This is a genomic window from Noviherbaspirillum phoenicis (genome assembly GCF_047237965.1).
Taxonomy (GTDB): domain Bacteria; phylum Pseudomonadota; class Gammaproteobacteria; order Burkholderiales; family Burkholderiaceae_D; genus Noviherbaspirillum_A.
Window position 1 is genome coordinate 1,579,489 of sequence record NZ_JBDFLX010000001.1, and the last position, 26,426, is coordinate 1,605,914.

Consider the following 26,426-nt stretch of genomic DNA (forward strand, 5'->3'; position numbering starts at 1 on the left):
AACAGCAGACGCATGGAAATTTCGAACACACAGGATAGCCAGGCCTACCGTGCACGTCCTGAACCTGGTCAGTTAGTCGAGGTTAGGCGGCGTCAATGGGTCGTCGCGGAAGTCGCCTCATCCAAACTTACATCGACGTCGGCACAACAGAATGCGGTAACCCTTTCATCTATCGACGAGGATGGTCTGGGCGAGGAGCTCGAGGTTATCTGGGAGATCGAGCCGGGTGCGCAAGTCATCGACCGCGCCGGCCTGCCTTCGATCACCGGCCAGGATAACTCCGCCACCCTCGAAGCGTTCCTCAATGCAGTTCGCTGGGGTGCAGCGACCAATGCGGACAGAGGCTTTCTGCAGGCACCGTTTCGCAGCGGCGTCAGCATTGAAGATTTCCAACTCGACCCATTGGTGCGCGCCATCGACATGGCTCGCGTCAACCTACTCATCGCCGATGACGTCGGCTTGGGCAAGACCATTGAGGCCGGACTCGTCATCCAAGAGATGTTGCTGCGGCACCGCGCCCGCACTGTACTGATCGTCTGTCCCGCGTCGCTGCAAGAGAAGTGGCGAGTGGAGATGCTGGAAAAGTTTGGCCTCGATTTCAGGGTTGTCGACACGGGCTACATTAAACAGTTGCGCCGAGATCGCGGCATCCACGCCAACCCCTGGACTTCGCATCCACGCTTGATCGCATCCATGGACTGGGTCAAAAGCGGCGAAGGATTGCGCGCCATGCGCGACGTATTGCCCGCGCACACCAGCTATCCACGCAAGTTCGACATGCTCGTCGTCGACGAAGCACACAACATCGCCCCCGCTGCCGGTGCGAACTACGCGCTGGAGAGCCAGCGCACACGCTTTATTCGTTCAATCAGTCCGCACTTCCAGCATCGGCTGTTCCTCACCGCCACCCCTCACAACGGCTACACCGAATCCTTTACTTCTCTGCTGGAGTTGCTGGACGACCAGCGCTTCGCTCGAAACATCCTGCCGGATGAGAAGCAGCTGAGTCAGGTGATGATCCGCCGCCTCAAAAGCGACCTGGTCGATGCGAAAGGAAAGCCTCTCTATGCGCAGCGCAAGTTGCAGGCACTGTTGGCCTCGTACTCTTCGCAGGAGCGCGCCATTCACCAGAAACTGAACGACTACTGCACGAGCCGCGAGCAGGATGCCGAGAAGGTCGGCAATGCTTTCGGCACGTCATTCGTCAACCAGTTACTCAAGAAGCGACTCTTTTCTTCTCCCGCTGCTTTTGCTTCCACCCTTGAAAAGCACATTGCCAGTCTGACCAATGGCAGCAAACGCAAAGACAAAGATACGATGGCCGACCGCATTTTGCGCAAGGCCATCCTGCGGGTCGATGAAGACTACGCTAACGATCAGGAGGTCGAAAACGCACAGTCCGAGGCCGTTGAAGAAGCCTCACGCCGCGCGCAACCGCTGACTGTTGACCAGCAACAGATGCTGAACGAACTGCGGCAGTGGGCTCAGACTGCCAAAAACCAAGTCGACGCCAAAGCCAAAGCGATCCTCGACTGGCTCACTGCCAATCTCAAAACCGACGGTCAGTGGAATGAGCGCCGGGTGATCTTGTTCACTGAATACCGCACCACCCACCAGTGGATGCACGAGATTTTGGCAAGCCACGGTTTCGGTGGTGATCGGCTGGCCATCCTTCATGGCGGCATGCCGCAGGATGAACGCGAGAAGGTCAAAGCGGCCTTCCAGACTGCGCCCAAAGATTCAGCGGTGCGCATCTTGCTGGCCACCGACGCCGCGTCCGAAGGTATCGACTTGCAGAACCACTGTAACTGCCTTATTCATCTGGAGATCCCATACAACCCCAATGTGATGGAGCAGCGTAACGGTCGTATCGACCGGCATGGTCAGCGTCAGAAGGAAGTATTGATCTGGCACCCCGTCGATGGTGGGGAGCAAGGAAGAGTCACCATCGGTGGCCATGGTGACGACATCATCCGGGCGCTACGCAAACTCGAATCGATGCGTGCGGACATGGGCAGCGTCAACCCGGTCATCGCGCCGCAGATGTCGGGGCTGATCGAAGGCTCACTCAAAGACCTCGACACCCGCCTTGCTGAAGCCAAAATCGCCAAGGCCAGACGCTTTGTGCGCGCCGAGCGCGAACTCAAAGACCGAGTCGCCAAGCTGCACGAACGGCTCCTGACCACGCAGCAGGATTTCCATCTCACGCCAGAACACATCCTCATGGCGGTCAAGACAGGTCTTGTACTTGCAGGCCGCCCGCCGCTCAAGCCTTTTGCTTTGGCTGATGCTCCAGCAGGAACCGTATTCGAGATGCCCGCGCTGTCGGGCTCGTGGGCGCGATGCCTTGAGGGGCTGCGTCACCCCCACACACTGCAAATTCGGCCCATCACCTTCGATCATGCTGCCGCCACCGGGCGTGACGACGTAGTGCTGGTTCACCTCAACCACCGACTGGTGCAGATGTGCCTGCGCTTGCTACGCGCCGAGGTCTGGGCACAGGACGACGTGAAGAAGCTGCATCGTGTTACCGTGCGTTCTGTGCCGAATGCACTGATCGACAGCCCTGCCGTGGTCGTTATCTCGCGGCTGGTCGTCACGGGCGGCAACCATCATCGCCTACACGAAGAGCTGACCGTGGCCGGCGGCTACCTGGGGGACAAATCGTTCCGGCGTGAGGACGGCGTCACCAAAGTCGAACAATGGCTGGATCAGGCCAAGCCACTGACGGCCACAGACTCTCTGTTCGATGCCCTCCGTGTGCGTTTTGACCGTGCGCAAGGCGCCATCCTGCAGTCGGTCGAAGCCCGCTCAAAAGACCGACTCAAGTTCTTGACCAACACCCTGCAATCACGCAAGGAGCAGGAAGTGGTCGACATTGGCACCGTGCTTGATGAGCTCGAAAAAACCATCCAAGCCGAACTGAAAAAAGATCAACAACCGTCGCAACTCTCCCTGTTCTCGGAAGATGAACGAACACAACTCAGGCGCGACACCGCTGCACTGGAGGCGCGTCTTGCCCGCATTCCAGCCGAGCGCCAGCAGGAGGCTGAAGCCATCGAAACCCGCTACGCCAAACTCAACGACCGCACATTCCCGGTCGCCGTCATTTTTCTGGTACCTGCATTTGCCGTTCAGGGAGGTGCCGTATGAGTGCTCCCAGCGTACATGATGATTGGCTGTCGCTGATCGAGATCTCTGGTCCTTTTCTCGCCGTTCCCGTTCTGAAGGAAGCCTTTCCGCAAGGGCTGGAAGAACTTGATGCCACCAAGCGCAAACGCCTGCGCCAAGCCTACGAGGAATGGCGCGAAGCACTGGAATTGGAGGACGCCCAGTTCCCCGAGTTGCACGGTGCGTGGATCGACGAGGTGCTGTCGCGTGGCCTTGAGCTTGATGAAGACGGTAAAGGTGACGTTCTCAAACGCGCCGACTGGGGCGCCGCTAACCTCAAAGCCAGTTTGCCCGAACACGGCGTGACGCTGTCGCCTGATCTTGCGGTGATTGATGAACAGCGCGCCAACAAGCCGCTACTGCTGATCCAAACCTATGCGCAGGATGTCGACCTTGATGCCACCCTGAAGCAAGACGGATGGGCCGCCAAACCTGCCGATCGCATGGTTACTTTGTGCCGTTCGTTGGGTTGCCGGCTCGGACTAGTGACCAACGGCGAGCGCTGGATGCTGGTGGATGCCCCGGTGGGTGCAGTTACCACCTTTGCCAGTTGGTATGCCCGCATCTGGAGCCAAGAGCCTATTACCCTGCAGGCCTTTGTGCACCTGCTCGGCATTCGTCGTTTCTTTGTCGACGAATCTGAACAACTGCCCGCACTGTTCGATCGCTCCCTGAAGTTCCAGGACGAAGTCACCGACGCCCTTGGCGAGCAAGTACGCCGCGCCGTCGAAGTATTGATTCAGACGCTCGACAAAGCCGACCAGGATCGCAATCGAGAGCTACTGCACGGCGTCAAGGAACCCGAGCTGTATGAGGCCGCGCTCACGGTGATGATGCGCTTAGTGTTCCTGCTCTCCGCTGAGGAGCGTGGCCTACTCTTGATGGGAGACGAGCGCTACGAGGCCAATTACGCGCTCTCCACCTTGCGCATGCAGTTGCGCGAAGAATCTGAGGAAATCCTTGAGCGCCGCTGGGACGCCTGGTCACGCTTGTTGGCGATCTTCCGCGCGGTGTTTGGCGGTATTGAGCACGAAAACCTGCGCCTGCCTGCCTTGGGCGGTTCGCTGTTTGATCCCGATCGCTTCCCTTTCCTCGAAGGTAGGGCCAAAGGCTCCAATTGGCGCAGCGATGCAGCCAAGCCGCTGCCCATCGACAACCGCACCGTGCTGCTGTTGCTAGAGGCCATTCAACAGTTCCAGGGCCGCACGCTGTCTTACCGTGCATTGGATGTCGAACAGATTGGCTACGTGTACGAGGGTCTACTCGAACGCACCGTCAAGCGCACCGATGAAGTCACGCTGGAACTGGATGCCACCAAGAGCGCCAAGACGCCATGGGTCAAGCTGGCCGAGCTGGATTCGGCGCGTTTGGATGGTACTGCGCGAATGGCCGAGTTGCTGCAAGAACGCTCCGGCAGTTCCGTCAGCCGGGTACGCAATGATCTGGCCAAAGCTGTCGACGACACCCTGGCCGACCGCCTGCTGACCGCTTGTCAAGGCGATACCAAGCTCCGCGATCGCGTAAAACCCTATGTCCATCTGCTGCGCACCGACCCATGGGGCTATCCGCTGGTCTATCCCGCAGGTGCCTTCATCGTCACCACCGGTTCCGACCGGCGCGAAACCGGCACCCACTACACGCCGAAATCGCTGACCGAAGCCATCGTCGCCGAGACTCTCACCCCGGTGGCCTATGTCGGCCCAGCCGAGGGAGCGCCGCGTGATCGATGGACACTGAAATCCCCTGCCGAACTGTTAGACCTCAAAATTTGCGATCCAGCAATGGGCTCGGGTGCATTTTTGGTTCAAGCCTGCCGTTGGTTGTCTGATCGCCTAGTCGAAGCGTGGTCACAGGTTGAATCCTTGGGTAAGACCGTGAGTGTGGATGGTGACGTTCTGGAAACAGGAGCGGCTAAAGAACCTCTGCCTCGGGACAGCGAAGCACGAACGGTGATCTCGCGCCGTCTCATCGCCGAGCGTTGTCTGTACGGCGTCGATTTGAACCCGCTTGCAGTTGAACTAGCCAAACTCTCGATCTGGTTGGTGACACTGGCCAAGGGGCGGCCTTTTGGGTTCCTTGACCACAACCTGCGTTGTGGCGACAGCTTGTTGGGCATTCACAGGCTGGATCAGCTCACCAAGCTCTCAATGTCTCCCAGCGGTAAAGGGCAGCAGCGTCTGTTTGGCCAGAACATCGAAAAAGCCGTGCATGAAGCGATTGAGTTGCGCCAGCGTTTGCGAGAGATGCCAATTCGCGACATCCATGATGTGGAGGCAATGAAGAGGCTAGACGCTAACGCGCGGCAGCGACTATGCATAGCTGAACAAATTTCAGACGCCTTCATTGGGAGTGTTCTCAGTGCAAACGGCAGTGGCGCTCTACTTGATTCACAAATTGATTCACTTGTTATTCAAGCGAGTGCGGCTATTGACGGGGACAGTCCGTCAGCGAATGTGCTTTATGCAATTGCACATGAAGGCCTGTCAGTCGATCTCCCAAATGGTGCAGCAAGACGTCGCACATTTCATTGGCCGCTGGAATTCCCAGAGGTTTTTCAATCCGAGAGATCGGGCTTTGATGCCATGGTTGGCAACCCGCCTTTTCTATGGGGAATGAGAATTTCCACGACGTTCGGATCAAGTTACCTAAAGTACCTGGAGCAGAAAGCCCAGTCTTCTTTAGGGGCTGCAGATTTATGCGTGCACTTCTTGCTTAGATCTGACGAGATTACATCAAGCTCATCGACAACAGGTTTCATCCTAGTTGATACGATTTCTCAAGGTGATACCCGTGAGGTTGGTCTTGGAAAGCTGCTCTCTAAGAATCTGGCAATTATATGGGCGCAATCAAGTACGCCATGGCCAGGCAAAGCGTCGGTGAAAATTTCACCGCTGGTTATTCGAAAAGGTGACTGGAAAAACTTTTCCAAATTAGATGGAAAAATGGTGGACTCGATTGATTCAAGGCTGTCTGATCAGTCGGAAGAGCCTCAGCCTGCCAAGCTACATGGCAGTGAGAACCTGTCGTTCGTTGGGCACTATTTAATGGGCCAGGGATTTACTCTGACAGATGGTGAAGTTGAACAACTACTCAAGAAAGAACCAAGTGCAAAGGAAGTGATATTTGATTATTTGCGAGGCGAAGATGTTAATCAACAACCATCCCAACGCACTCAACTTTCTGTAATCAACTTTGGGAACAGAACTCTAGAGGAATGCGAGCAACGATTTCCAATTACTCTCAACCGAATTCGAGAGTTAGTTAAGCCGGAACGAGATCTTCAAAAACGCAAAGCTAACCGGGAACGCTGGTGGCAATATGCTGAACAGCGGCCTGGCCTAAACAAAGCAATCGCAAGACTCGAAAAGGTAATTGTTCAACCATTCACAAGTAAATATTTGTCATTTACTTTGATGCCAGCACGAATGGTCTTTGCCTCTCCGATGGTAGTAATTGCATCTGATGATTTAGGCCTCCTTGGAGTCTTGCATAGTTCAATTCATGATTGCTGGGTGAGAAAATACTCCTCAAGAATGGGCGATCGTATCAGGTATGCATCTTCAGATTGTTTTGAAACATTTCCCTTTCCAAACATCACCAATCGTATACGAAGCTCCGCGGAGGATTTTTATCAAAAGCGTCAAACTTTATTGACTGCGCTCGAAATTGGCGTGACCAGTCTCATCAATAAATTGAATGATGCAAATGAAGACTCGGCTGAAATTCAGGGTCTTAGGATGGCGTTGCGCTCTCTTGATGAGGCAGTTGTTGAAAGCTACGGATGGTCGGACATCCAGTTAGAGCACGGCATTACTGATGTATCTAAAGATGAACGTTTTTCAATTTCGGAGGGCTCTAGAAAAGAGTTGCTTAGACGGTTGTTAACTCTAAATCTTCAACGCCATAAGGAAGAGTTTCTCCAAAACCAAGCATTAAGTGCAGAATTAAAAAAAGTTAGCAAAGGTCGATTACGTTCCAATATCTCGCATTCAATGAGTTCGGGTGACTTGTTTGACGGAGAGAAGGCATGACCGCTCGCTCCGCTGACCGTCCCAGCTCAAACCCGCAGGACGATATGTTCGAGCACGCTCCGTTCGCTGAAAGACTTTCTGACAGCATTTGTCGCTACCCCGGCAATGATGGCTTGGTGCTGGCGCTCTATGGTCCGTGGGGTTCGGGAAAGTCCACGGTACTGAGTTATGTGCAGCACTTCCTGGAACAGCGCCCGGAGGCCGAACAGCCTGTCATTGTGACCTTCAATCCGTGGTGGTTCTCCGGCCAGGAAAACCTCGCTCGCGCTTTTCTTGACCAGTTGCAGGCCGTACTACCCACCCAAAGCAAGAAGTTTAAAAAACTGGGCGATCTGCTGGGCCTTGCCGAAGGTGTCGGTGGTCTGATCGACCTGAGCGGTATGACTGGCGGCGCGGCTGGCATGATCGGCAAAGTCCTCGGCATGGTCGCCAAGCGCAAGCCCAAAGACATTCAAGCGCTCAAATGTGAAATCAGAAAAATACTGAGAGCAACAAGGCTAACAAAGCGCGTATGCCGTTATTGGCAATTATTAAAGGGATAGAAGGATGAAACAGTACCGACTGAATGTTGATCCACGCATCCTGGAGTTGCTTGGACCGAATCTTTATACCAATATTTACTACGTCTTAGCAGAGTTGATCGCCAACGCATATGACGCTGACGCAAAAAACGTCTATATTATTTCCGCTAAAGATGAGGTTCGCGTCGAAGATGACGGACACGGAATGTCGTATGAGGCCGGAGACATCGATAGGTACTTGAATGTCGCAGGCGTCTCCAGAACCTCTGACGAGGACTCGAAGACCAAGTCCGGTAGGCGTCGCAAGATGGGGCGCAAAGGCGTAGGCAAACTCGCAGCCCTCTCTGTTTCAGAAAATGTCGAAATCTTGACAGTCGCCAATGGTGAACGGTCTGGCTTCGTTTTGGCACGACGTCCAGAGAACGGCAACGAATTAAAGGCTATTGAGGAAGACAAGATTGTTTTTGAGCGTGTTACGGACCATGGCTCCGCCATCGTCATGCGCAACCCGCAGTACCGGCTTCACAAGACATTGGATTCGGTCAAGCGCAACCTCCTCAAGATATTTCCTTTGGTTGGTGCGGATTTTAAAATCCATATCATCCGTGGCGAAGAGAAGTTGACTATTGATGATTTCGATCGAAGCGTAATGCGGGAGCTTAGTACGCTCATCACGCTCGGAGACAAGTTCGCACCATTGTGTGATCTTGTACCGGATAGCTACCCAGGTAAGAGAGGTGATCTGGTCGATGCACGGGAAAGGACAACCCGTCCGCTTAACTTGAAAGCGAACGACGGGATAGTGCACGAATACTCGTTAGTAGTTGAGGGATGGATCGGGACTTACAAATCAACACGTGGACGAAAAGCCGAAATGACGGATTTTCCGGACAACTTCATCTCGCTCTTCGCCAATGAGAAGATGGGTGAGTTCAACATCCTTCCGGTCGTTGGTCAGAACAAGCTCAATGAGGTGTATGTCGTCGGTCAGTTGCATGTAAATATTTTTGAGCTTTCGGAATTACCTGATATGGCTCTGAGCAATAGGCAAGGCTACAAATCCGACGACCCACGCTATGTGGTTGTGCGCGATTACGTGCGAAGCGAGTTACTTGCTGATATTTTAAAAATGCGAGAAACGTTTGCAGACCTTGCGAATGCTGAGAAGAAGCGACTCAAAGATGAGGATCAGAAGGGTAACGAGGAAAAATTGAGGCGATCTGTTGACGCTTTCCGGAAGAAAGCCAGTGAAGACGCAGCTCAGGATTTAGTGAAGCTTGGATCCAATGTGTCGCGTGAAGCGATGCAAGAAGCGATATCTAGATCAATCAACGCCAACAGCCCTGACATTGGTTTGAAAGTGAAAGTGGACGCTCAGAAGAAGAAGATACTGATCAGCCAAACCTTTCCAGACAAGTCGTTTGCTGACATCGTTTACCAAATGCTCATCTTCAATAATGTACATGCCGATGAAATTCTGTATACCAACTGCGATGACGAGGTATGCCGGGTGCCAGAAGGTCGTGGCGTCTATGACTACCTTCGCGAGTTCTTTGTTGAGAGCTACTCAACGCAGAAGATATATGTACTCTTCGTAACCAGCGAGAACACGAAGGTTTCGTGGGGCGCCATAACGGAGGTTGGTGCTTCGTGGATCACCAAAGTCGATCATAAGATCTTTAACATTCATCCCTTCAGGCCCGAGCATCCTCTCAACGATGAGATGCAGTGGCAAAGCACCAATCGGCAAGAGCCAACCAAAGGCGAACTTTGGATGATCCCGCTGAATGCAGATGTTTTTTGCCAAAAAATCGAAGCTGTTTGTGATTTGCTTGGCTATGTGAAGAAAGCGAGAGTAGACAACAAAGCTTACCTTGGTACGCTGGTGTCCATTCGAGGCGCCTGATGGTGAGAGTCGTTCCGCACGCTGACCTGGCTCTTTCCAATTTAATTGTCGATGCAGTTTACGAAAGTAGTGTCGACGGCCAACTTGCGGGGGAGCCCATATCCAGGTTGTTGCCAGGTTCCGGAAACATGGGCGGCTTCCGCGTTTCGGGCCGAGGTGATAGAAAGAATTGGGTGGTCTTGTTCACTACGGGTGAGGACCGAGACTGGCCTGACTTTCTTGACATGAACACAGGTAAGTTCAATTATTTTGGGGACAACAAAACCCCAGGTCACGAGCTACATGACACGCGAGCTGGTGGAAACAAAGTACTTCGGCACGCTTTTTCTCGCTTGCACGATGATGTGTCGCCTCGTATTAATGTGTCGCCTTTCTTCATCTTCAAAAAGCATCAAACAAAAAATGGGGCTCGGTCAGTCCAATTCAAAGGCCTAGCAGTGCCAGGTTTTCCTGGTATGTCTGCAACTGAGGATCTCGTGGCTGTTTGGAAGTCTACCGATGGCCAGCGCTTCCAGAACTATCGCGCCACATTCACTATTTTGGACGTCCCGGTAGTTTCAAGGCTTTGGCTTGCAGACTTGGCAGCTGGCAGACCGAGTACTGAAAGCGCACCGAAGGCCTGGCAGGATTGGGTGGCGACTGGAAGATATCATCCGCTTGTTGCTGAACCTACGACAGTCATTCGATCAGTAGACCAGCAAACGCCAGACACCTTGCTAAAAGGGTCGATCTTGGAATGCGTTTGGACGCATTTCCAAGACACGCCTATTGCTTTCGAGGCGTTTGCCGCTCGTATTTATCAGATGACAGATTCAAGAGTCATCATTGATGAAATTACTCGTGGAACGATTGATGGTGGGCGCGATGCTATCGGTCGATACCTGCTCGGTTTGGCCGATGACCCGGTATATGCAGAGTTCTCTCTAGAGGCGAAGTGCTACCGTCCACCGATAAATGGTAAAACACCCAATACGGTGGGCGTTAAAGAAGTTTCTCGCCTTATCTCTCGTATTCGACATAGACAGTTTGGAGTACTAGTTACTACATCTTTGATCGCCCGGCAGGCTTACGAAGAGGTCCGGGAAGACCGACATCCAATCTTGTTTCTTTCCGGACGAGACATTTCTGAGATATTGATCGCGAACGGTTTCAATACCGTAGAGCGTGTGGCGGTGCTTTTGGCCAGTGAATTTAAAGTTTGAGGATCGTTATGTCAGAGCAGATACAAAATAAAAGCCTCAACGCATGGATAGCCATTGACCATGGCCTTGCTGCCGATTTCACGCTGGCACAGTACACACTGCGGCTGAAGGGCGAGCATTCGCTGTATCAAGCCATCGAGAATAATGATTGGGTATTGATCCTGAGCAGCACTGGTCTCATCACACGAGTCGGGCGGGTGCTGCGGCTTCGTTCCAGTCTGGAGACCACCACGATCTTCTTCGATCGCATGCTGCTGGTCGATCCGGCGATTCCGATTGGCCTTACATCGCTCACCTCGCCATCTTCTGGCAGCGTTGGTCGTGTTCAGTGGACGGACTTCCTAGAGTCGCTCCCAAAGGCATTGCACAAGACCATCGCCGAAGTACCGACCATTGAGGATCAGGCCTATATCCGCGAATTGCTGCAGCTAGCCGTAATGGACGACCTGCTCGGCCCAGCTGGCGGCCCCCATGAACGCATTGTCGATATGGGTGTGCGCGACCGCTACCTGGTTGGCAAACTGGCCCCACGTGAGGCCGCGCAGGGTGGCATTGAGGGGTTGGACGGTCCACTGGCCAATGACGACGCAGAAGAGCCCACGGAGGCTAAGGCGCCCGGACGGCACGAGCCGGGTGCGGAGTTTGGAACGGCTACCGGGCGTGTGGAGCCGGAGTCGGATTCGGCTGATGAGATTGATGCTGCCAGCAACCAGTCGCTGGTGCCCAGCAGCCTCGGCATGACCTTCTGCGTCGATGGCGATGCCGATCGGATCGAGATCGAAGCGCGCTGGGGCAGGTATGAGCGCAGCGATGAGCACGAGATTTTCCGTACCCGCAAGAACAAGGAAACCGGTGCCGAAGTGCAGACCAAGGCCAAGGTCTGGCAACGTATTCCCTGTGGCGGCAAGATCGTGCTGCCGCTGACCGAGGGAGTGATTCCGCATCAGGCACCCGACAACGAGTTTCCCGAAGTGCGCGTGCAGGGTTCCATCCGGGCCAAGAATGCCAATGGCGATCGACTGGTCACGTTGTTCCTGGTGAATGCACAGGAAGAGCCTCCCACCAACCGCGACACGGCGTGGGTGTTCCAGCCCGTGCTGATCGTGCGTTCGGAGAAGGATGCCGCCAAGCGCGCAATCTTCCGGCGCAGGCCGGTGTTGGATGCCGACGGTATGGACCCGGAGCGTGAAGCTCTGGAGATGATCTACCGCAACCGCGTCGAGTTCGCCGTGGGTCACGGCGTCGCCGTCCATGCCGAAACGGCAGAGGACGTGACGCTGGCCACCGAGGTGCGCACTACGGTGATGCCACAGTACGAGGTACAGGTGACAGAGACTCCCGGGCTAGATCCAAGCGATCGCCCGGCGATGCGCGAGATGGTTAGTAGTGGTTTACTCGATATGCAGCGGCTGGCGGCTTTGGACATTGATCCGCTGGTCGACGCCCTGAGCATGCTGACCAAGGACTACGCAGCGTGGATTGATGAACAGCGTGCTCGCGTCGGAGCAGAAGTGACCGGCTACGACGCCCAGTCGCAACACGCGATGGACCGCTGCCAAGAGATCCACACCCGCCTGCAGCAGGGTATCGACACGCTGAAAAGCAATGAGAAAGCGCTGGCCGCGTTCCAGTTTGCCAACCGGGCGATGGCGACGCAACGCGTGCGCAGCCAATACGCGCTGGCCATGCGCCGGGGCGAGGATGTCACCATCGACAAGTTCGATGTGCTGAAGAACCGCAGCTGGCGTCCGTTCCAATTGGCGTTTCTTCTGCTTTCGATTCCGTCAATGGCAAACCCGAGCCACCCGGATCGGGTTGAGCCCGTAGAAGCCTACGCCGATCTGCTGTGGTTCCCGACCGGTGGCGGTAAGACCGAAGCCTATTTGGGCGTGGCGGCCTTCACCATGGCCATTCGGCGCATGCAGGGTAATCTTGGCGGGTTCGACAGTTCGCGCGGTTTGGCCGTGATCATGCGCTACACGCTCCGCTTGCTGACGCTGCAGCAGTTCCAGCGTGCCACAGCATTGATTTGCGCCATGGAAGTATTGCGCCGACAGGCGCTGGACAAGGACGACAAATCGCTCGGCACGGAACCCTTCACCATCGGCCTGTGGGTTGGCAACAAGGTAACTCCGGGTACGACTGAGGACAGTCACCGCGCTATTGAGGACGTGCGCAACCCTGGCAAGTACAACGCAGGAGCTGCATCACCCGCGCAACTCACCAGTTGCCCGTGGTGTGGTTCGGAAGTGGCACCCGGACGGGATGTGGAGGTCGACAGAGGCTCTGGCCGCACTTTCGTCTATTGTGGCGACAAGAAAAGCCGCTGCGATTTTTCCAAAGGTAAGTCCAGCAAGCAGGCGCATCCAGGGATTCCGGTACTGGTTGTAGATGAAGAGATATACCACCGCCCACCAACCATGATGATCGCCACCGTGGACAAGTTCGCCATGATGGCTTGGCGTGGTCAAGTGCGCACATTGTTTGGTCGAGTCGGACGGGAATGCGAGCGCCACGGGCTACTTTGGCAGGGTGCCGATTGCAATGGCAATCACCAGGCTGGTAAAGGGCTTCCTTCTTCGAAGGTAAAGACCATCAGCCCTATCCGCCCGCCTGACTTGATCATTCAAGATGAGTTCCACTTAATCAGTGGCCCGCTGGGCACCATGGTAGGTTTGTATGAGACGGCCGTGGATGAACTGTGCGGCTGGACGCTTAATGGCAAAACGGTCAAACCGAAGATCATTGCCTCCACGGCAACGGTCCGTAAAGCCAAGGAACAAGTGAATAACGTCTTCATGCGCCGTGTTTCGGTGTTTCCCCCGCACGGACTGGATGTGGAAGACAACTTCTTCTCGGTGCAACGACCGATCGAAGAAAAACCGGGGCGGCGTTACCTTGGCGTGTGCTCACCTGGCAGTTCACGACCTGCGATGTTGATCCGCGTCTACACCGCGTTTCTGACGGCAGCGCAGGAACTGTTCGACCATTTTGGCGAACCCGCCGACCCGTACATGACCATGATCGGCTACTTCAACTCTCTGCGTGAGTTGGGCGGCATGAAGCGGCTGGCAGAGGACGATGTGCAGACGCGTTCCTACCGCGTGCAAATGAGCATGGTGCAGCGGCCCGCACTGGCACAACGCAGTATCAGCAACATTCGCGAGCTGACGTCTCGGGTATCGAGCCAGGACATTCCCAAGTACCTCGACAACCTGGAGGTCAAATTTAAGTCTGAATTCGACACTGCAACCGGCAAATACGTAACCCACTGGCAGGAGGGCGACGCGCGCGCGATCGATGTCGTGCTGGCGACCAACATGCTGTCCGTGGGTGTCGACGTGAACCGACTTGGGCTGATGGCAGTGAACGGGCAACCCAAGGGGACCGCTGAATACATTCAGGCCACCAGTCGTGTGGGGCGTTCCTTCCCAGGCTTGGTCTGTACGGTGCTGACGTGGGCCCGACCGCGCGATCTGTCGCATTACGAAACTTTTGAGCACTACCACGCCACGTTCTACAAACACGTCGAAGCGCAATCGGTAACGCCGTTCTCACCGCGCGCGATGGACCGTGGTCTGACGGGCACGATGCTTAGTCTGATGCGCCTTGAGAACGATGTCTTCAGCCCGAACGAAGGCGCGGGCCAACTAAGCGTACCCAACCAGGCCGAGATGACAGATGCCATCAAGATATTGGCGACTCGAGCAGGCAATGTCGCTGAAAATAATTCGCGCAAGCAGTTGGCTGAGACTGAGCTGAAAGAACGCGCAGACGAATGGGCCAAAGAAGTCAGCAAGGGCGGACGCATCTTAGCCTATGAGAAGCGCGGTCCTGAAAAAGACAAAACCGTTGCATTGATCAAGTCGCCCGGCCTTCAGGCCTGGGATAACTGGACCGTACCGATGTCGATGCGGGAGGTCGAGCCCGGCGTGCGCCTGATCATGAACACGAGCCATATCACGGACGACCACAATTGGAAGCCTCGTCCCGCAACGAAGGATGAGGATTGAACATGATCATCAACAACAAAACGCCAGTCGGCGAAGTACGACCCAGCCAATTGCTGTGGACTTATGGCCCCGGTGCGCTGATTGACTTGCCCAGCCTGTCAGTCGTGACGCTCGGCATCGACCGATGGGAAAAAGACCGCTGCCAGCCGATTCAAGAGGCACGGCTGCTTGCTGCCGTTCGGAAGGTATTGGGCGCGCAGGTCGAGAACCTGCGGATGCCTCCATTTCAGAAAAGCGAACTCGTTGATGTCTGGTCAGCCGAAGCCAACATCGGCGTTCCTGTTCGGCCATTCCCGCGCTGGATGCGCTGCGTGAAATGCGGCCTGCTGTCGCCCTTTGATGCGGGCCTCTTTGAGATCAAGGAGAACCGTTTCAGGCCGGAGCGAACCCGCTTCGTTCACAAAGGTTGCCGTGGCTCCAAAGGCGACCAACCCGCCAAGGATGCGGATGCCGTTCCCGCACGTTTCTTGTTGGCCTGCCGCGACGGCCACCTCGACGATTTCCCGTGGCATTACTTCGTCCATGGTGGCAACAGCTCGTGCAAGGGTACGCTGCGCTTCTTCGAGAGCGGCGCGTCGCTGCAAACGGAAAACCTTTGGGTAAAGTGTGATACCTGTGAAGCATCCAGAAGCATGGCACACGCTTTCGGCAAGGCAGGAAAGGAGAATCTGCCGGGGTGTCGAGGACGGCATCCGCACTTAGACCACTTCGACCACGAATGCGATGAGGAAGCACGCGCGGTGCTATTGGGTGCCACGAACAGCTGGTTCCCGATGACCCTCTCTGCACTTGCAATCCCTCAGACCAAGGACCCGCTCAGTCAACTGATCCAGGATGGCTGGGAGTTTTTCGACGAACTTGAATCCGAAGCCGAGGTGTCGGTGACAGTGAAGACCTTGAAGAAGACCGGGGCGTTGCCTGGAATCGACAAGTATCCCGCTGCGTCGATCTGGTCGGCCGTCGAAGCACACCGCAATGGCGGCGGACAGGAGGCCGTAGGTGAGGCCGACATTAAAGGGCCCGAGTGGGATGTGCTGACAGAGGCCAACCCGCCCACGGATTACCCACACTTTATGAGCAAGAAGGTCGGCACGCCACCGGGATTCAGCGGCCATATCAATCGAGTCTTGCTTCTTGAGCGGTTGCGCGAGGTGAATGCCCTGTTAGGCTTCACTCGGGTCGAAGCACCCGAAGAGTCTGGCGACCCGAATGAACGTCCCCAAATGGCCAGGCTGTCGCGCAGCAAGCCAGACTGGGTGCCAGCCAATCAAGTTCATGGCGAAGGGATCTTCATGCAATTTGATGAAACCGCGCTCGTCAAATGGGAGGCGTTGGATGGCGTGAAGAAAGTCGACCAAATGCTCCGTGGTGGCCATACGGGATGGCGCAATTCGCGTCATCTTGATCCAAGTGAAGGTTACCCCGGCATTCGCTATGCGATGCTGCACACGCTGTCTCATCTACTGATTCGTGAGCTGGCGCTGGAGTGCGGATACAACGCTGCGAGCATTCGTGAGCGCATCTATGCGGATACGTCGGGCGACAGCCCACAGGCGGGCGTCCTCATCTATACCGCAGCAGCAGATTCAGACGGCACGTTAGGCGGTCTCGTTGATCTTGGCAAACCAGAAAACCTTGGGCGCCTGCTGGAACAAGCACTGAATCGTTCGAAGATCTGCTCATCAGACCCGCTCTGCTCAGAACACGATCCCGGAAAAGATCGCTCATTGCATGGGGCTGCTTGCCATGCGTGCTCTCTAGTGGCGGAGACCTCTTGCGAGCGGGGCAATCGCTATCTGGATCGATCGCTGCTCGTACCAACACTCGAACACGCCGATGCTGCTTTCTTCAAGGGTTTCTAACATGCATGAACTTTTGGATGCTATTGCAGCCTTGGTTTCTCTGGTCTCGCCGGAAAAGGTACAAGCTGTCGCTGCTCGCATTCGTCGAACCGATGCCACCAAGGCTGCGACGGCGTTGCCAAGCGTCGTCGGAACCCCGGTGGCCAGGACCGTGGTTGAGCAACTTGCGGCAGCTTGGCAAAACACCAAGGTCGGTTCGGACGAACTGGCATCAATGCTTCTTACTGCCAGCCACATTTATACCAAAGTGTCTTCTGAGCAATCCACCGAACTCGTATGGACTGGCCCGACGACGCCTTTCGTATCCGCTCGGCGAACAGAACAGGCGCTTTTACAAGTCATCAACTCCGCTGAACAGTCTTTGTTCATTACCAGCTTCGTGGCCTATAACGTGTCGACCATCGTCAAGGCATTGAACGCGGCAAATCATCGCGGCGTGGCAATCGCAATGCTACTCGAATTGTCCCAGGATCACGGCGGCAGCATCACCTTTGATGCAATAGGCACGATGAGGATACTGGTTCCGGCCGCCAAGCTCTATGCTTGGCGTGACAAGCCCGATCCATTTTCCGATGGCCGCGTCCACGCTAAGGTCGCCGTCGCAGACGGCAAGACCTGCTTCATCACCAGCGCGAACCTCACCGGACACGCTATGGAAAAGAACATGGAGGCTGGTGTATTAATCTCCGGCGGGCGTATTGCAAAGTTGCTTGATGAACACTTGCGCTCACTTGTAGACACGAAAATTGTCTTCCCGGTTTGACGATGCTGGGCCTGCGGCAATCTCTGGACTTGTATCGAAATAAAGAATCTTGAATGTCAGGCACGTACGAAAGGGCCTCCCTAATCGGCAAGGCTATCCAAAATATTGTCTCTCGTCGGTATCTCGTACCCGCGATACAGCGAGAATTCACATGGAACACATCCCAAATCAGGGTCAACACCTAACTCGACCGTCATACACTTCACATGCCGCCTATATCGGTCGTTTCTTGTATTTTGGGGACGTCCACATACGAACGGTTAGGCCGTGCTGACATTGGCATCCGCATTTAGGACTGGTGCGATGGAACTACTGCTGTTGGGAAGAGGATCACGTCACATTCATACCTTTCTTGTCAGCACTATTTTTTCAATGCATAATCGAGCTGCTATTAATTTTTATTTATCTGCCGAACTACCCAAGACTCATAAGTAATCACCTTGAAGATGAAAACGAACGGACAGGATGTTTCCAAACCTTCAATGAACTGAGCCCTGCGCCTAATACACGGCAAAAGGTTCAGACATTGGAGTTAGGAATCCGTACTGAAGCTAGTACGGAGTAATGCTGTTCGTCTATTCATCTTAAGGAGATTAAGAAACATGAGCTTTCGTGGTGATAAACACGTGGAGGGCGAGTTCGTATCTTTGGACTCGACATCACAACCCCCATCCTCTCATCAAGTCCATTTTGCATCCAGCGTCGGAACACTAGGGCATCCGCCACCCTTTCCAATCGGGTATCGTGATTGCTATCCACAGTTCAAAGCACATGCACTGAAAGCGCCACCGATTACTTCGGTGGAGTTGCGTCGTTTAATCTCGGACTTGAATGGGAAACCCGTTTTTCATGGCGTGGCTACCATTGCGCCTGATGGAGTACCATTCTTTTTGATGACGGCGCCAGATGCGCACATCTTCAAGACGTTTAAAAAACATCAGGCACTCGTGACAATCTGGTGTTGGGAAACGCCCTTTGGGAACGTCCTGAGCGTTTCTTCTGGCGTCGACATGGCGCTGTCCCCGGCGCGCAGTTTCATGCCAGTAGACGCCGCGGCCTACCAGGCCGCCTGTGTGACGCGGAAAATCACCTTCGCGCTCTACCATGGCGGCAACGTTTCCCAGGTTTTCCATGCTAAGCTCGACACTGAGCCGCAGCGATTCAAAGGACTCGTTGCGCTGGCCACGCTTCCCGCCTCCCCTACCTTCCTCTATAAAGATTTCGAGCTCGCCTACTGGTGGCTAATGGCACTGCCAGAATCCAACTGGTCCGCGCAAGTCGCAAAGCGACCCAAGGAGCTGCTGCAAGCCAGTTGGGGGAGGTGGACAGCTAGTACCGTCATGCATTTTTCACGATTGCTTGCCACGCATCGGAAGCGCAAATCGGCTGGAGACCTGTCCGTGCCCTTTGATAGTGTGGAAATCCGTGACGCGCATCCACTCTTTAATCACCTGCTCGACGCTATTGATGGAAACGACGCTCTGGACACTGTACTGGCGATCGCTGGCGAGTCTGTCGTGAGCGTGGATGCAGCCGAAGACATGATGAGCGCCATCAGCAAAGCCGGGCTGTCGGATTACCACGATCATGACACTTTGTTCGTAGCGCACCAGGCGTTAAGGACAAGTTGGCATGTTCATGCCACGGTTCGCAGTGGTCTTCGCCGGCCCTGGTTCGACACACGAGGCACATTGATTACGCCCCGATATATCGACCTTGACCCGGTGGCACTCGGTGTCGCGGAACAGGATTACTGGCGGTACGCGGATCTGGATGACCCGTTTAATCACGGCATGTTCATGACGGGCCGCGATATCCCGGCAGATCTCCGCGAGATCATGCAGTCCATCGGCACGATGCAGTTCCATGGAACTACGCTGGGAGAGGTACAGACGCTGGTCCAGTCGCTGCTGGCGGAAGCGGCGGAACACCGCCAATGGACCGTGCCCTGGGGCGCACGGGTCCAGATTGGATTGGGCATGTTCCAATATGCAGACCTTTACGAAATCGGCGCGGAATTTTATTGCATGCTGCGCGATGCCAGCGAACGCTACTTCCTTGCACGAGTCGATCTTACAAGAGGAACCGTCATGGTTCCTCATATCTACAGCTACATAGACAACACGGTGGAGCTGCATGAAAACGCGATGGCGATTCTGGGTGTTATCCTTGCCGGGATCATCCGTGACTTCTTGGTCGTGGAAAACCGGCAGAACGTGTTTGGCCAGCGGACCCAAAAAGTACGTGCTAATGCAGGTCGCGCTGCGTACGCCGGCCTGGCCGTGGTGTATTTACCGCGAGTTCGATACGATAAAGCTATCGATATTCAACCAGTGGTACACGCTTTTTCGGAATTCAAACCTAAGGTAGCGCACCAGGTCAACGGGCACCTACGCCGATCCAATTCAGCGTCCGCCGAACAAATCCTGCTCGCGCATAAAAACGGAATCAATGTGCCGGCGGGCTTTACGTGGGTCCGCCCCCACACTCGGGGCCTTCACGCAGAACAGGAAATTCGGCGCGAATACCGAAGCCGGTCGGCGACCCGTCTTTTGTTTGCCGCTGTCGAGAGCGATATAAATCGCAAGGCAGAATGGTTCGATTTTGAACGGGATATTCGCAGTTTGATGAAATCGCTTGGACTGACCGTCGAGCAAGTCAATGGCACAGGGTCGGGTGAGAGCAGCATTAACGTTATTGCGTTCAATAGCGTTACCAATGATATCTGGGCCATCCGTTGTCTCTGCCTTGGCACTTGGCAGAAGGTTGACGCGGAAACAATTCATGACGTGGCAGGTTCGCTTTCCCGCTACCCGACAGGGACCAAAGGCATGGTCGTAACGACGTCGGGCTTCACGCAGGGCGCCATGGACGCCGCCGCTGGGTGTGACTTCATGCTGCTGGATGGACCAAGGCTCACGGAATTGTTGCGCACACGGTAACTGCCCCAAGAGGTGAGCCGCGGTACTGACTGCTTAAAGCAATAAGTGCGACCACCTCATTTTTTGTTTGGCTCGCTGAAGGGATACCCAGAGCGGGCCTTTCCACACATTATGGCCTACACCCACCGTTTGATCCCCCATACAGTTGACCAGGGCTGCCGGTCGTATGACCATGCCAATTCTGACCGCTGTAGCTGAGTTCGAGCGCGATCTCACCATTGAGCACACCAAATCCGGTTTAGCGAGGGCCGCAATTGAGGATAAATTCCCCGGTCGCCGCTGCACGGTCATGCGCACGCAACGCGCTGAAATCAAAACACGGCTTAATGCCAAGGAAGCCGTAGCCAGCCCTGCGCGAGCGTTTAACATCAGCCGCCAAACCATCATACGGGTCCATAAAGCCGACCAAACCTCTGGCGCCTATCATCCGCTGCGTCAGGAATGTGCGTCAATTGACGCGGGTGCGTCACCCATGTGCGCCAGACGATTACGGAATGCTTGCCGCAACTTACTGAATCCAGGATCGCTCGATACCGTCACATTCACCTCAGTCGTCGGCTCCTGCACCGCCTCCGCATCAAGGCTGCGTATCTTGCGGATAGTTTGCACCGCGGCAGCATTACTCCTTATGATCCGCTTGATGTCAGCCGCATCCGACACTCCATGGACCAGCGTCAGCAACGTGTCCATCATCTTGCGAGCCATCAGCAGCCCTTTATTCATATCCAACACGTCTTGGTTGGCCTCGTTGACGCAGATCTGACGCACTTGCTCCTGCGTAAACTCCTGCGCCAAGTTTGCGTCATTGAAACGTTTCAGTCATGTCCGAATTGGGTCATGGCGTCATTTCCATCATAAAGTTCCTGTTCGGGGAATACTCAGTCGACGTATCGTTAGGCTTGATCGGCTGCTGCGATACTAGCCGCTGTCGAGTCAATGATTACAGGGAACGATAGTCAATGTGAAGTCCTTCAGTTGAAGCGCTCACCATCGCCGCCCGCAAATGTCCCTAATTTTGCTTCCCGCCCCAAGCAGGGCGAGCGCATTTTGGGAATTTCCAGAATCGCAGTGCGGTGTTCGGCGACCGATCAAGCGCAACGTTGCGCTCGACCACGCGGATGGTGGGTGTATCTGCCTTATGGGAGATAGTGGAATATTGGCGACTAATTATCACTGCGTTTCATACGCAGTGACGCCGTTGCGCTCGACCAGACGCACCGTCGGTATCTCTGCATTTGTAGAAATAGACTTCCTTACATCGGCCACAGCATCGTGACCCTCGGCAGATGGATCGCAATCTGATAACCGTCACCAGATGGTCCGTTTACCGACTTTATGATGAACCTGTCGAGACGCCAGCAGTCTTGGCGCGGCCGATGTTGGCGGTGTTTATGATCGGCATATGACAGTGCTTGTTGGTGTAGGTAACGCCTTTGTCACTGCAAACGGCTTGTAGTGACGTTTTGAACTTATCGACCACGATGATGAAGACCCCGCTGCTTTGACGCGCAATTTCGCGGTCGCTCCACTAGCGCTACCGTCTACATAGATCACCAAGCTTCTGACCCACATTACGATATAGGCCAAGGTGACCGACGCCGCGCAGCGTCAATTTTCTTTGCCTTTCGCAGCACTTGATCAGGCTCGACCTGCAACGCCATCAGTTGCCGCCTCAAAGGGTTCGAATTGCTGGCATTTTTGCTGGAGATCGCCTTCCCTTTCATTGTGCGCAGCCCAGTTGCGCCAACCCAAAGTTTCCATTTGGAAATCAATGCCGCCTGTCTGACGCTCTGCGCATCCGCTCAGCCATTTTGGTTTTGCATATGGCGCACTCCACTGTCAAAAATGATGTAAGGGATTTTCGTCAGTTTCGGCAGTACTTTTTGATGCAGCGGCTCACGATCACAAGTTCGCTTTAAGAGTGGTCCCAAAACCGCTGTCACTTATTGGCGCATTCCTGCAAGCAACAGAATCGCAGGCTTTTGGGCAGAACGTCACAGACCGTGGCCGACCTCGCTATGCGATGTAACCGACGACTCTGAACGAACGTGATTACCCATTCCAGTTGATCGTGGCCGATTTCCCCACCTGCTTGAGATCACTGGCCACGATGGCTGAAGGCATCGTATGCCGGCGTGATAGTGTTACGCATATTGCGTATTCAGACCATCGTGACTGTATTCATAGTACCCTTCTTCTGTTAAGGCCCAAGACGTCGACAAAATCACGTTCCTCAGAGTGTTTCGAATGGCTTACCACCCATTCGGCTGCTTTATCCATCGCGGTGGCTTTGTTGCAAAAATAAGATAAAGCAGAGTTTGGCTTTGTGCCGGCGGAATTATGGCATCGTGACCGTAATAGGCGTGCCAAGACGCGTAAAGCGATTTAACACGGCGGCACGGACTTGCAGCTCAGCGACCTGGCGGTCGAAGTCACGCGCCATGATGGGTTCCCCAAGCAGCTTGAAGCAGCGCATCTTGGTTTCTACCAAACTTCGTCGGTGGTAACCACTCCACCTCTTCCAAATAGTCCGTCCCAAGCAGCGTGTGGTTCGCAAGATCTCATTGCGCGCCGCGGCACCAGTCCGGTTCGTCTTCCATGGCTTGGCATTCTTCCGGGTCGGAATGATGGCATCCGCATGGCGTAACGCGATGGCCTCATGGCAGTCCTTCGTATCGTAGGCGCCATCACCGCTGACGCTGGCAATGGCCTCTTCCAGAGGAATCTGATCCAATAGGTTGGGAAGCATAGGGGCGTCACCGATGCTGTTGTGAGTTACTTCCATGGCCCGTATCTCAAGCGTGGCGGCATCGATGCCGAGATGGACCTTGCGCCATTGGCGACGGTAATCGGCACCATGCTTCTTCGTCTTCCATTCACCTTCGCCCAGCATCTTGATGCCAGTGCTGTCGACCAGCAGATGCAGGCCGATCGTAGTGGGTGCGACTTCAATAGCAACCTGCAATGTCTTTTGCCGCCGGCTCACGATGCTGTAATCCGGAACAGGCCAATCCAGGCCTGCCAGCCCGAGTAGGCTTTGCGCGATACCCATGGCTTGGCGTAGCGGCAAGCTGAACAGGCACTTGATACTCAGACAGAACTGGATCGCTTCGTCACTGAAGCTCGGACTGCGGCCGCGCTTGCCACTTGCCTGGCCATGCCAGTTCATGGCGGGATCGAGCCAGATAAGCAGCGAGCCGCGCGCCTTTAATGACGCGTTGTATGCCTTCCAGTTCGTCGTTCTGTACTTCTCAGGAGCGGGTTTCATGCGCCCAGCCTACCCGAGCTGCCTCCAATGTGCTGGACGGCGTGATTTGCGCAACAAAGCCCATCGCGGTCTCAAAGGGCCAAGCTTTAGTAGTGATGAGGTGATACGCAAGATTGTTCACTCGCCGGATTTCTTCGGTGTCATAGCCCTCGGCCATATGGTCCTGCTCATCAGCGTCAATCGTTTCGAGTTGGAATAATGCTAATAAGCTCGCGAGAGCCAACGGTTCGCCTGGGGTGGACATTGGCTCTCTTGACGAGGCTGGTACGGAAGATGTGCAGGCCCGCTCGACATTATCCTCGGCCATATCGGAAAGATATCTAGCAAGGGAAATTGGGAATGGCGCACTCGGTATAGTCATCCGTGCGGAACCCGGTACATTGTGATGAATGTTTTCTTGAAGCGAACTGACAAAACCGCCAAAAGCCGAAGCGAGCTTATCGCAATTGCGCTCAGACGGTACTGACAAAACCGGCGAAAGAGGAATTTCTGCAGTTTTGTCGATACCAGTGGCCCACTTTTCAAGCAAATGGGCTTCGGCACGGGCGATCCAGTCGATCACGAACGGCTTCCCTCTTTTTTGGACTGTACCTGCGGGTTGATCAAATAGATAACGGTCGGCCGGCCCGTATCGCCCTGATGCTGGATCGGCTTGACCCATCCGGCTTCTTCCAGCAGGCTGAGAGCGCTCTCAACCTGTTTCGGTGCTGCTAAACTGCCCCACCCCTTGCGATGGACATCGCGCGCCGTAAAGCCATTGTCGAGCTTGCCTTCAGCCAGCCGCCGGCTCAGCACCTGCGCCGCCGTCATGGTGGCGGCCTCCGTCATCGCGTAAATGCGACGAGCGTGACTTTCCAAGTATGCGCAATAGGCCGCTGCCTGCAGGGCGATATCTTCTTTGATATGACCGACATGCCCCTCGACCAAATGGAAAATCAGCGCTAGCGAGCAAAACAGCTTTTCGTATTTCGCCAGGTGCTGGCGCATCAAGGGATTCGTTTCCCGGACGATACGGTGATACAAGTCTTCGCTCCACGCAATGAAGACTTTCTGAGCAGCGTCATCAAAACTGAAATAAGGCAACTTGACATGGTCATTGGCCCGCGTAGCACCGTCCATAACCGGGTCGAAGCTGGCCAAGTGATCAAAGATGGCGCGCATAGCGGCACGCGACTCCTTGGCCGGAGTGCGGTCATGCCAGGCCCACGGCACTGGATCAGGATAAACTAATACCTGAAATCGCTGAATGCGGCCGTCATTGTCGAGGGAATTCACAATTCCACCGAGATACTGGGTCAACAGATCAGGCTGAATGCCGCCGAATACACTCAGGCACAAATTCTGCACATACTTGCTGCCCCGTCCGATGCGATCAATGTGAAAACTGTTTGATCCGTTCCAGCTTTCAAGATAAAAGGCGCGGTCGCCTTCGTGGCCGGTCTTGTCCCAGCTGCTCAATAGACCGGTCAACTCATCGCGTAATACTAGAAGGCCAGCTGGATTCGTCGTCAGCAAGTCACCCAACTTTTCAGTCGTGGCATCGTTGCATTTGAAGCGCCGCTGATACGGCTCCACCGGGGCTTGCAGCGCTGCCAGATTGCGCTTGGCCGTCGCAAGCCGATTATTGTTTTCGTGGGCATCGCCATCGGCCGCGATCGCGTCCTTCATATCCTTTTCGATCGCCTTTTTATAAGCGTCATGAGCGGCCTTTTCAGCCGTATAGGCAGCCAATTTGTTAGCCAGCTTGACTGCTTCGACAGCCTCAAGCCGGTCCAGGTCATTCATCGCCACGCTGATGGCCGGGGTCTTTTTGGTAGACGGCTCGCCTACGATACCGCCCCACAAATTAGGCACGACGAGCCAGCCGTCGTCCAGGGCTTTGGGCTTCACGGCGGTACGCGCGCCGATGATGGAACCGAGTGCGGTGATCAACGCCGCAGCGATATAGTCTGGGGAACACGGCATGCGACTAGCCTCGTCGAATACGAAGTCTGCCAGACGCCTGGGCAGTAATGCGACCGATAACGGTACAACCGGCTGCAGCTCAGCGACAATAGCTTGAGGGGTGGACCAGCCCAAGGACGCTTCGCCTTCCGGGCGAACCGACAGGTGTTCCGGCTTCGTTGACACACTATCCGAGATTGCCGACAGCGACGAGCGAAATATCTCTTCGGCATCGCTGGGCGCAAACCGTGCATCGCATTGAAAGTCACTATTCTCAGCAACATTGAGATTATGCATTTTTAAAAAACTCCTTTCCGCTGTCCGGCAGTGATTGATCAGGAATCACTGCCGGATATGCCCTCATGAGTTCGGGCTTAAAATGTGTTGCTCATACCAAAGCCAAGCAGGCTTGATCGGACCCTAGAAGGGAAAATCATCAAAAGTAGGCCCAGCGCAGCTTTTCGAGTTAGGGCTTTTCGGAGCGGAATGTTGTGGGCAGGTGGGCGGGTAGTGGTGAGCCTCGACAAGTATACGGAGCTCGTTTGAGATGTACTCGCTCAGCTCCATGCTGAATCCGGCATGGTAGGAGTCGTACCAGTGGAGGTAATCTGTAATCTTTTCAGCGTGACTGCAAATGGCCCAACAGTCGTCAAACCTTTTGCTTGCGTGCTGTGGAAACCGATTGCGCTGCCAGACACTGAGGTCGTGCTTGTCCGGCGTCTCAAGCCAAAGGAGCGCATCGCAACGGCCGGCCCGGTACATATACGGATTGGGCTCGAATGCACCGGACTCTGATTTGTTCA

13 protein-coding genes and 1 pseudogene are annotated in these 26,426 nt (G+C 54.9%); 10 read left to right on the top strand and 4 right to left on the bottom strand.

The annotated features are described in order from the left end of the window. Window positions 1-12: 12 nt before the first annotated feature. The 10 genes and pseudogenes from drmD to ABC383_RS07190 all read left to right on the top strand — a co-directional run. Window positions 13-3,153, top strand: a complete 3,141-nt coding sequence (gene drmD, locus ABC383_RS07145) for a DISARM system SNF2-like helicase DrmD (RefSeq protein ID WP_413012674.1) — start codon at window positions 13-15, stop codon at window positions 3,151-3,153. Continuing rightward, the gene (locus ABC383_RS07150; protein WP_413012676.1) at window positions 3,150-7,202 is read left to right on the top strand and encodes an Eco57I restriction-modification methylase domain-containing protein; all 4,053 of its coding nucleotides are present in this window, start codon (window positions 3,150-3,152) and stop codon (window positions 7,200-7,202) included. Before drmD ends, ABC383_RS07150 begins: the two co-directional genes overlap by 4 nt. Then, window positions 7,199-7,744: a KAP family P-loop NTPase fold protein gene (locus tag ABC383_RS07155; protein WP_413012678.1), complete on the top strand. Its 546-nt coding sequence runs from the start codon at window positions 7,199-7,201 to the stop codon at window positions 7,742-7,744. Before ABC383_RS07150 ends, ABC383_RS07155 begins: the two co-directional genes overlap by 4 nt. Before the next feature lie 4 nt (window positions 7,745-7,748). After that, window positions 7,749-9,629, top strand: coding sequence for an ATP-binding protein (locus tag ABC383_RS07160; protein ID WP_413012679.1), 1,881 nt, complete (start codon window positions 7,749-7,751; stop codon window positions 9,627-9,629). After that, the gene (locus ABC383_RS07165; RefSeq protein ID WP_413012681.1) at window positions 9,629-10,831 is read left to right on the top strand and encodes a restriction endonuclease; all 1,203 of its coding nucleotides are present in this window, start codon (window positions 9,629-9,631) and stop codon (window positions 10,829-10,831) included. The genes ABC383_RS07160 and ABC383_RS07165 overlap by 1 nt, the downstream gene beginning before the upstream one ends. 8 nt (window positions 10,832-10,839) lie before the next feature. Then, window positions 10,840-14,844 (top strand): DISARM system helicase DrmA, encoded by a 4,005-nt coding sequence (gene drmA, locus ABC383_RS07170; RefSeq protein WP_413012682.1) that lies wholly within the window; start codon window positions 10,840-10,842, stop codon window positions 14,842-14,844. Window positions 14,845-14,846: 2 nt separating this feature from the next. Beyond that, window positions 14,847-16,706, top strand: a complete 1,860-nt coding sequence (gene drmB, locus ABC383_RS07175; RefSeq protein ID WP_413012684.1) for a DrmB family protein — start codon at window positions 14,847-14,849, stop codon at window positions 16,704-16,706. Between the two features lies 1 nt (window position 16,707). Continuing rightward, the gene (gene drmC, locus ABC383_RS07180) at window positions 16,708-17,469 is read left to right on the top strand and encodes a DISARM system phospholipase D-like protein DrmC (protein ID WP_413012686.1); all 762 of its coding nucleotides are present in this window, start codon (window positions 16,708-16,710) and stop codon (window positions 17,467-17,469) included. Window positions 17,470-18,071: 602 nt separating this feature from the next. Then, entirely contained in the window at window positions 18,072-20,411 is a 2,340-nt protein-coding gene (locus ABC383_RS07185; RefSeq protein ID WP_413012688.1) for a restriction endonuclease, read from the top strand. 145 nt (window positions 20,412-20,556) lie between these two features. After that, a pseudogene (locus tag ABC383_RS07190) lies at window positions 20,557-20,661 on the top strand (recombinase family protein); the annotation flags it as partial. A gap of 185 nt (window positions 20,662-20,846) precedes the next feature. On the opposite strand, the gene ABC383_RS07195 reads toward ABC383_RS07190, so the two are convergent. The 4 genes from ABC383_RS07195 to ABC383_RS07210 all read right to left on the bottom strand — a co-directional run bounded on the left by ABC383_RS07195 (window position 20,847) and on the right by ABC383_RS07210 (window position 25,920). Further along, on the bottom strand, window positions 20,847-21,206 hold the full coding sequence (locus ABC383_RS07195) for a hypothetical protein (protein ID WP_413016439.1): 360 nt from the start codon (window positions 21,204-21,206) through the stop codon (window positions 20,847-20,849). A 1,543-nt stretch (window positions 21,207-22,749) separates the two neighbouring features. Further along, on the bottom strand, window positions 22,750-23,679 hold the full coding sequence (locus tag ABC383_RS07200; protein ID WP_413012689.1) for an IS5 family transposase: 930 nt from the start codon (window positions 23,677-23,679) through the stop codon (window positions 22,750-22,752). Next, window positions 23,663-24,241, bottom strand: a complete 579-nt coding sequence (locus ABC383_RS07205) for a hypothetical protein (protein WP_413012690.1) — start codon at window positions 24,239-24,241, stop codon at window positions 23,663-23,665. The genes ABC383_RS07200 and ABC383_RS07205 overlap by 17 nt, the downstream gene beginning before the upstream one ends. Then, entirely contained in the window at window positions 24,238-25,920 is a 1,683-nt protein-coding gene (locus ABC383_RS07210; RefSeq protein ID WP_413012691.1) for a YfjI family protein, read from the bottom strand. The genes ABC383_RS07205 and ABC383_RS07210 overlap by 4 nt, the downstream gene beginning before the upstream one ends. Window positions 25,921-26,426: the final 506 nt, after the last annotated feature.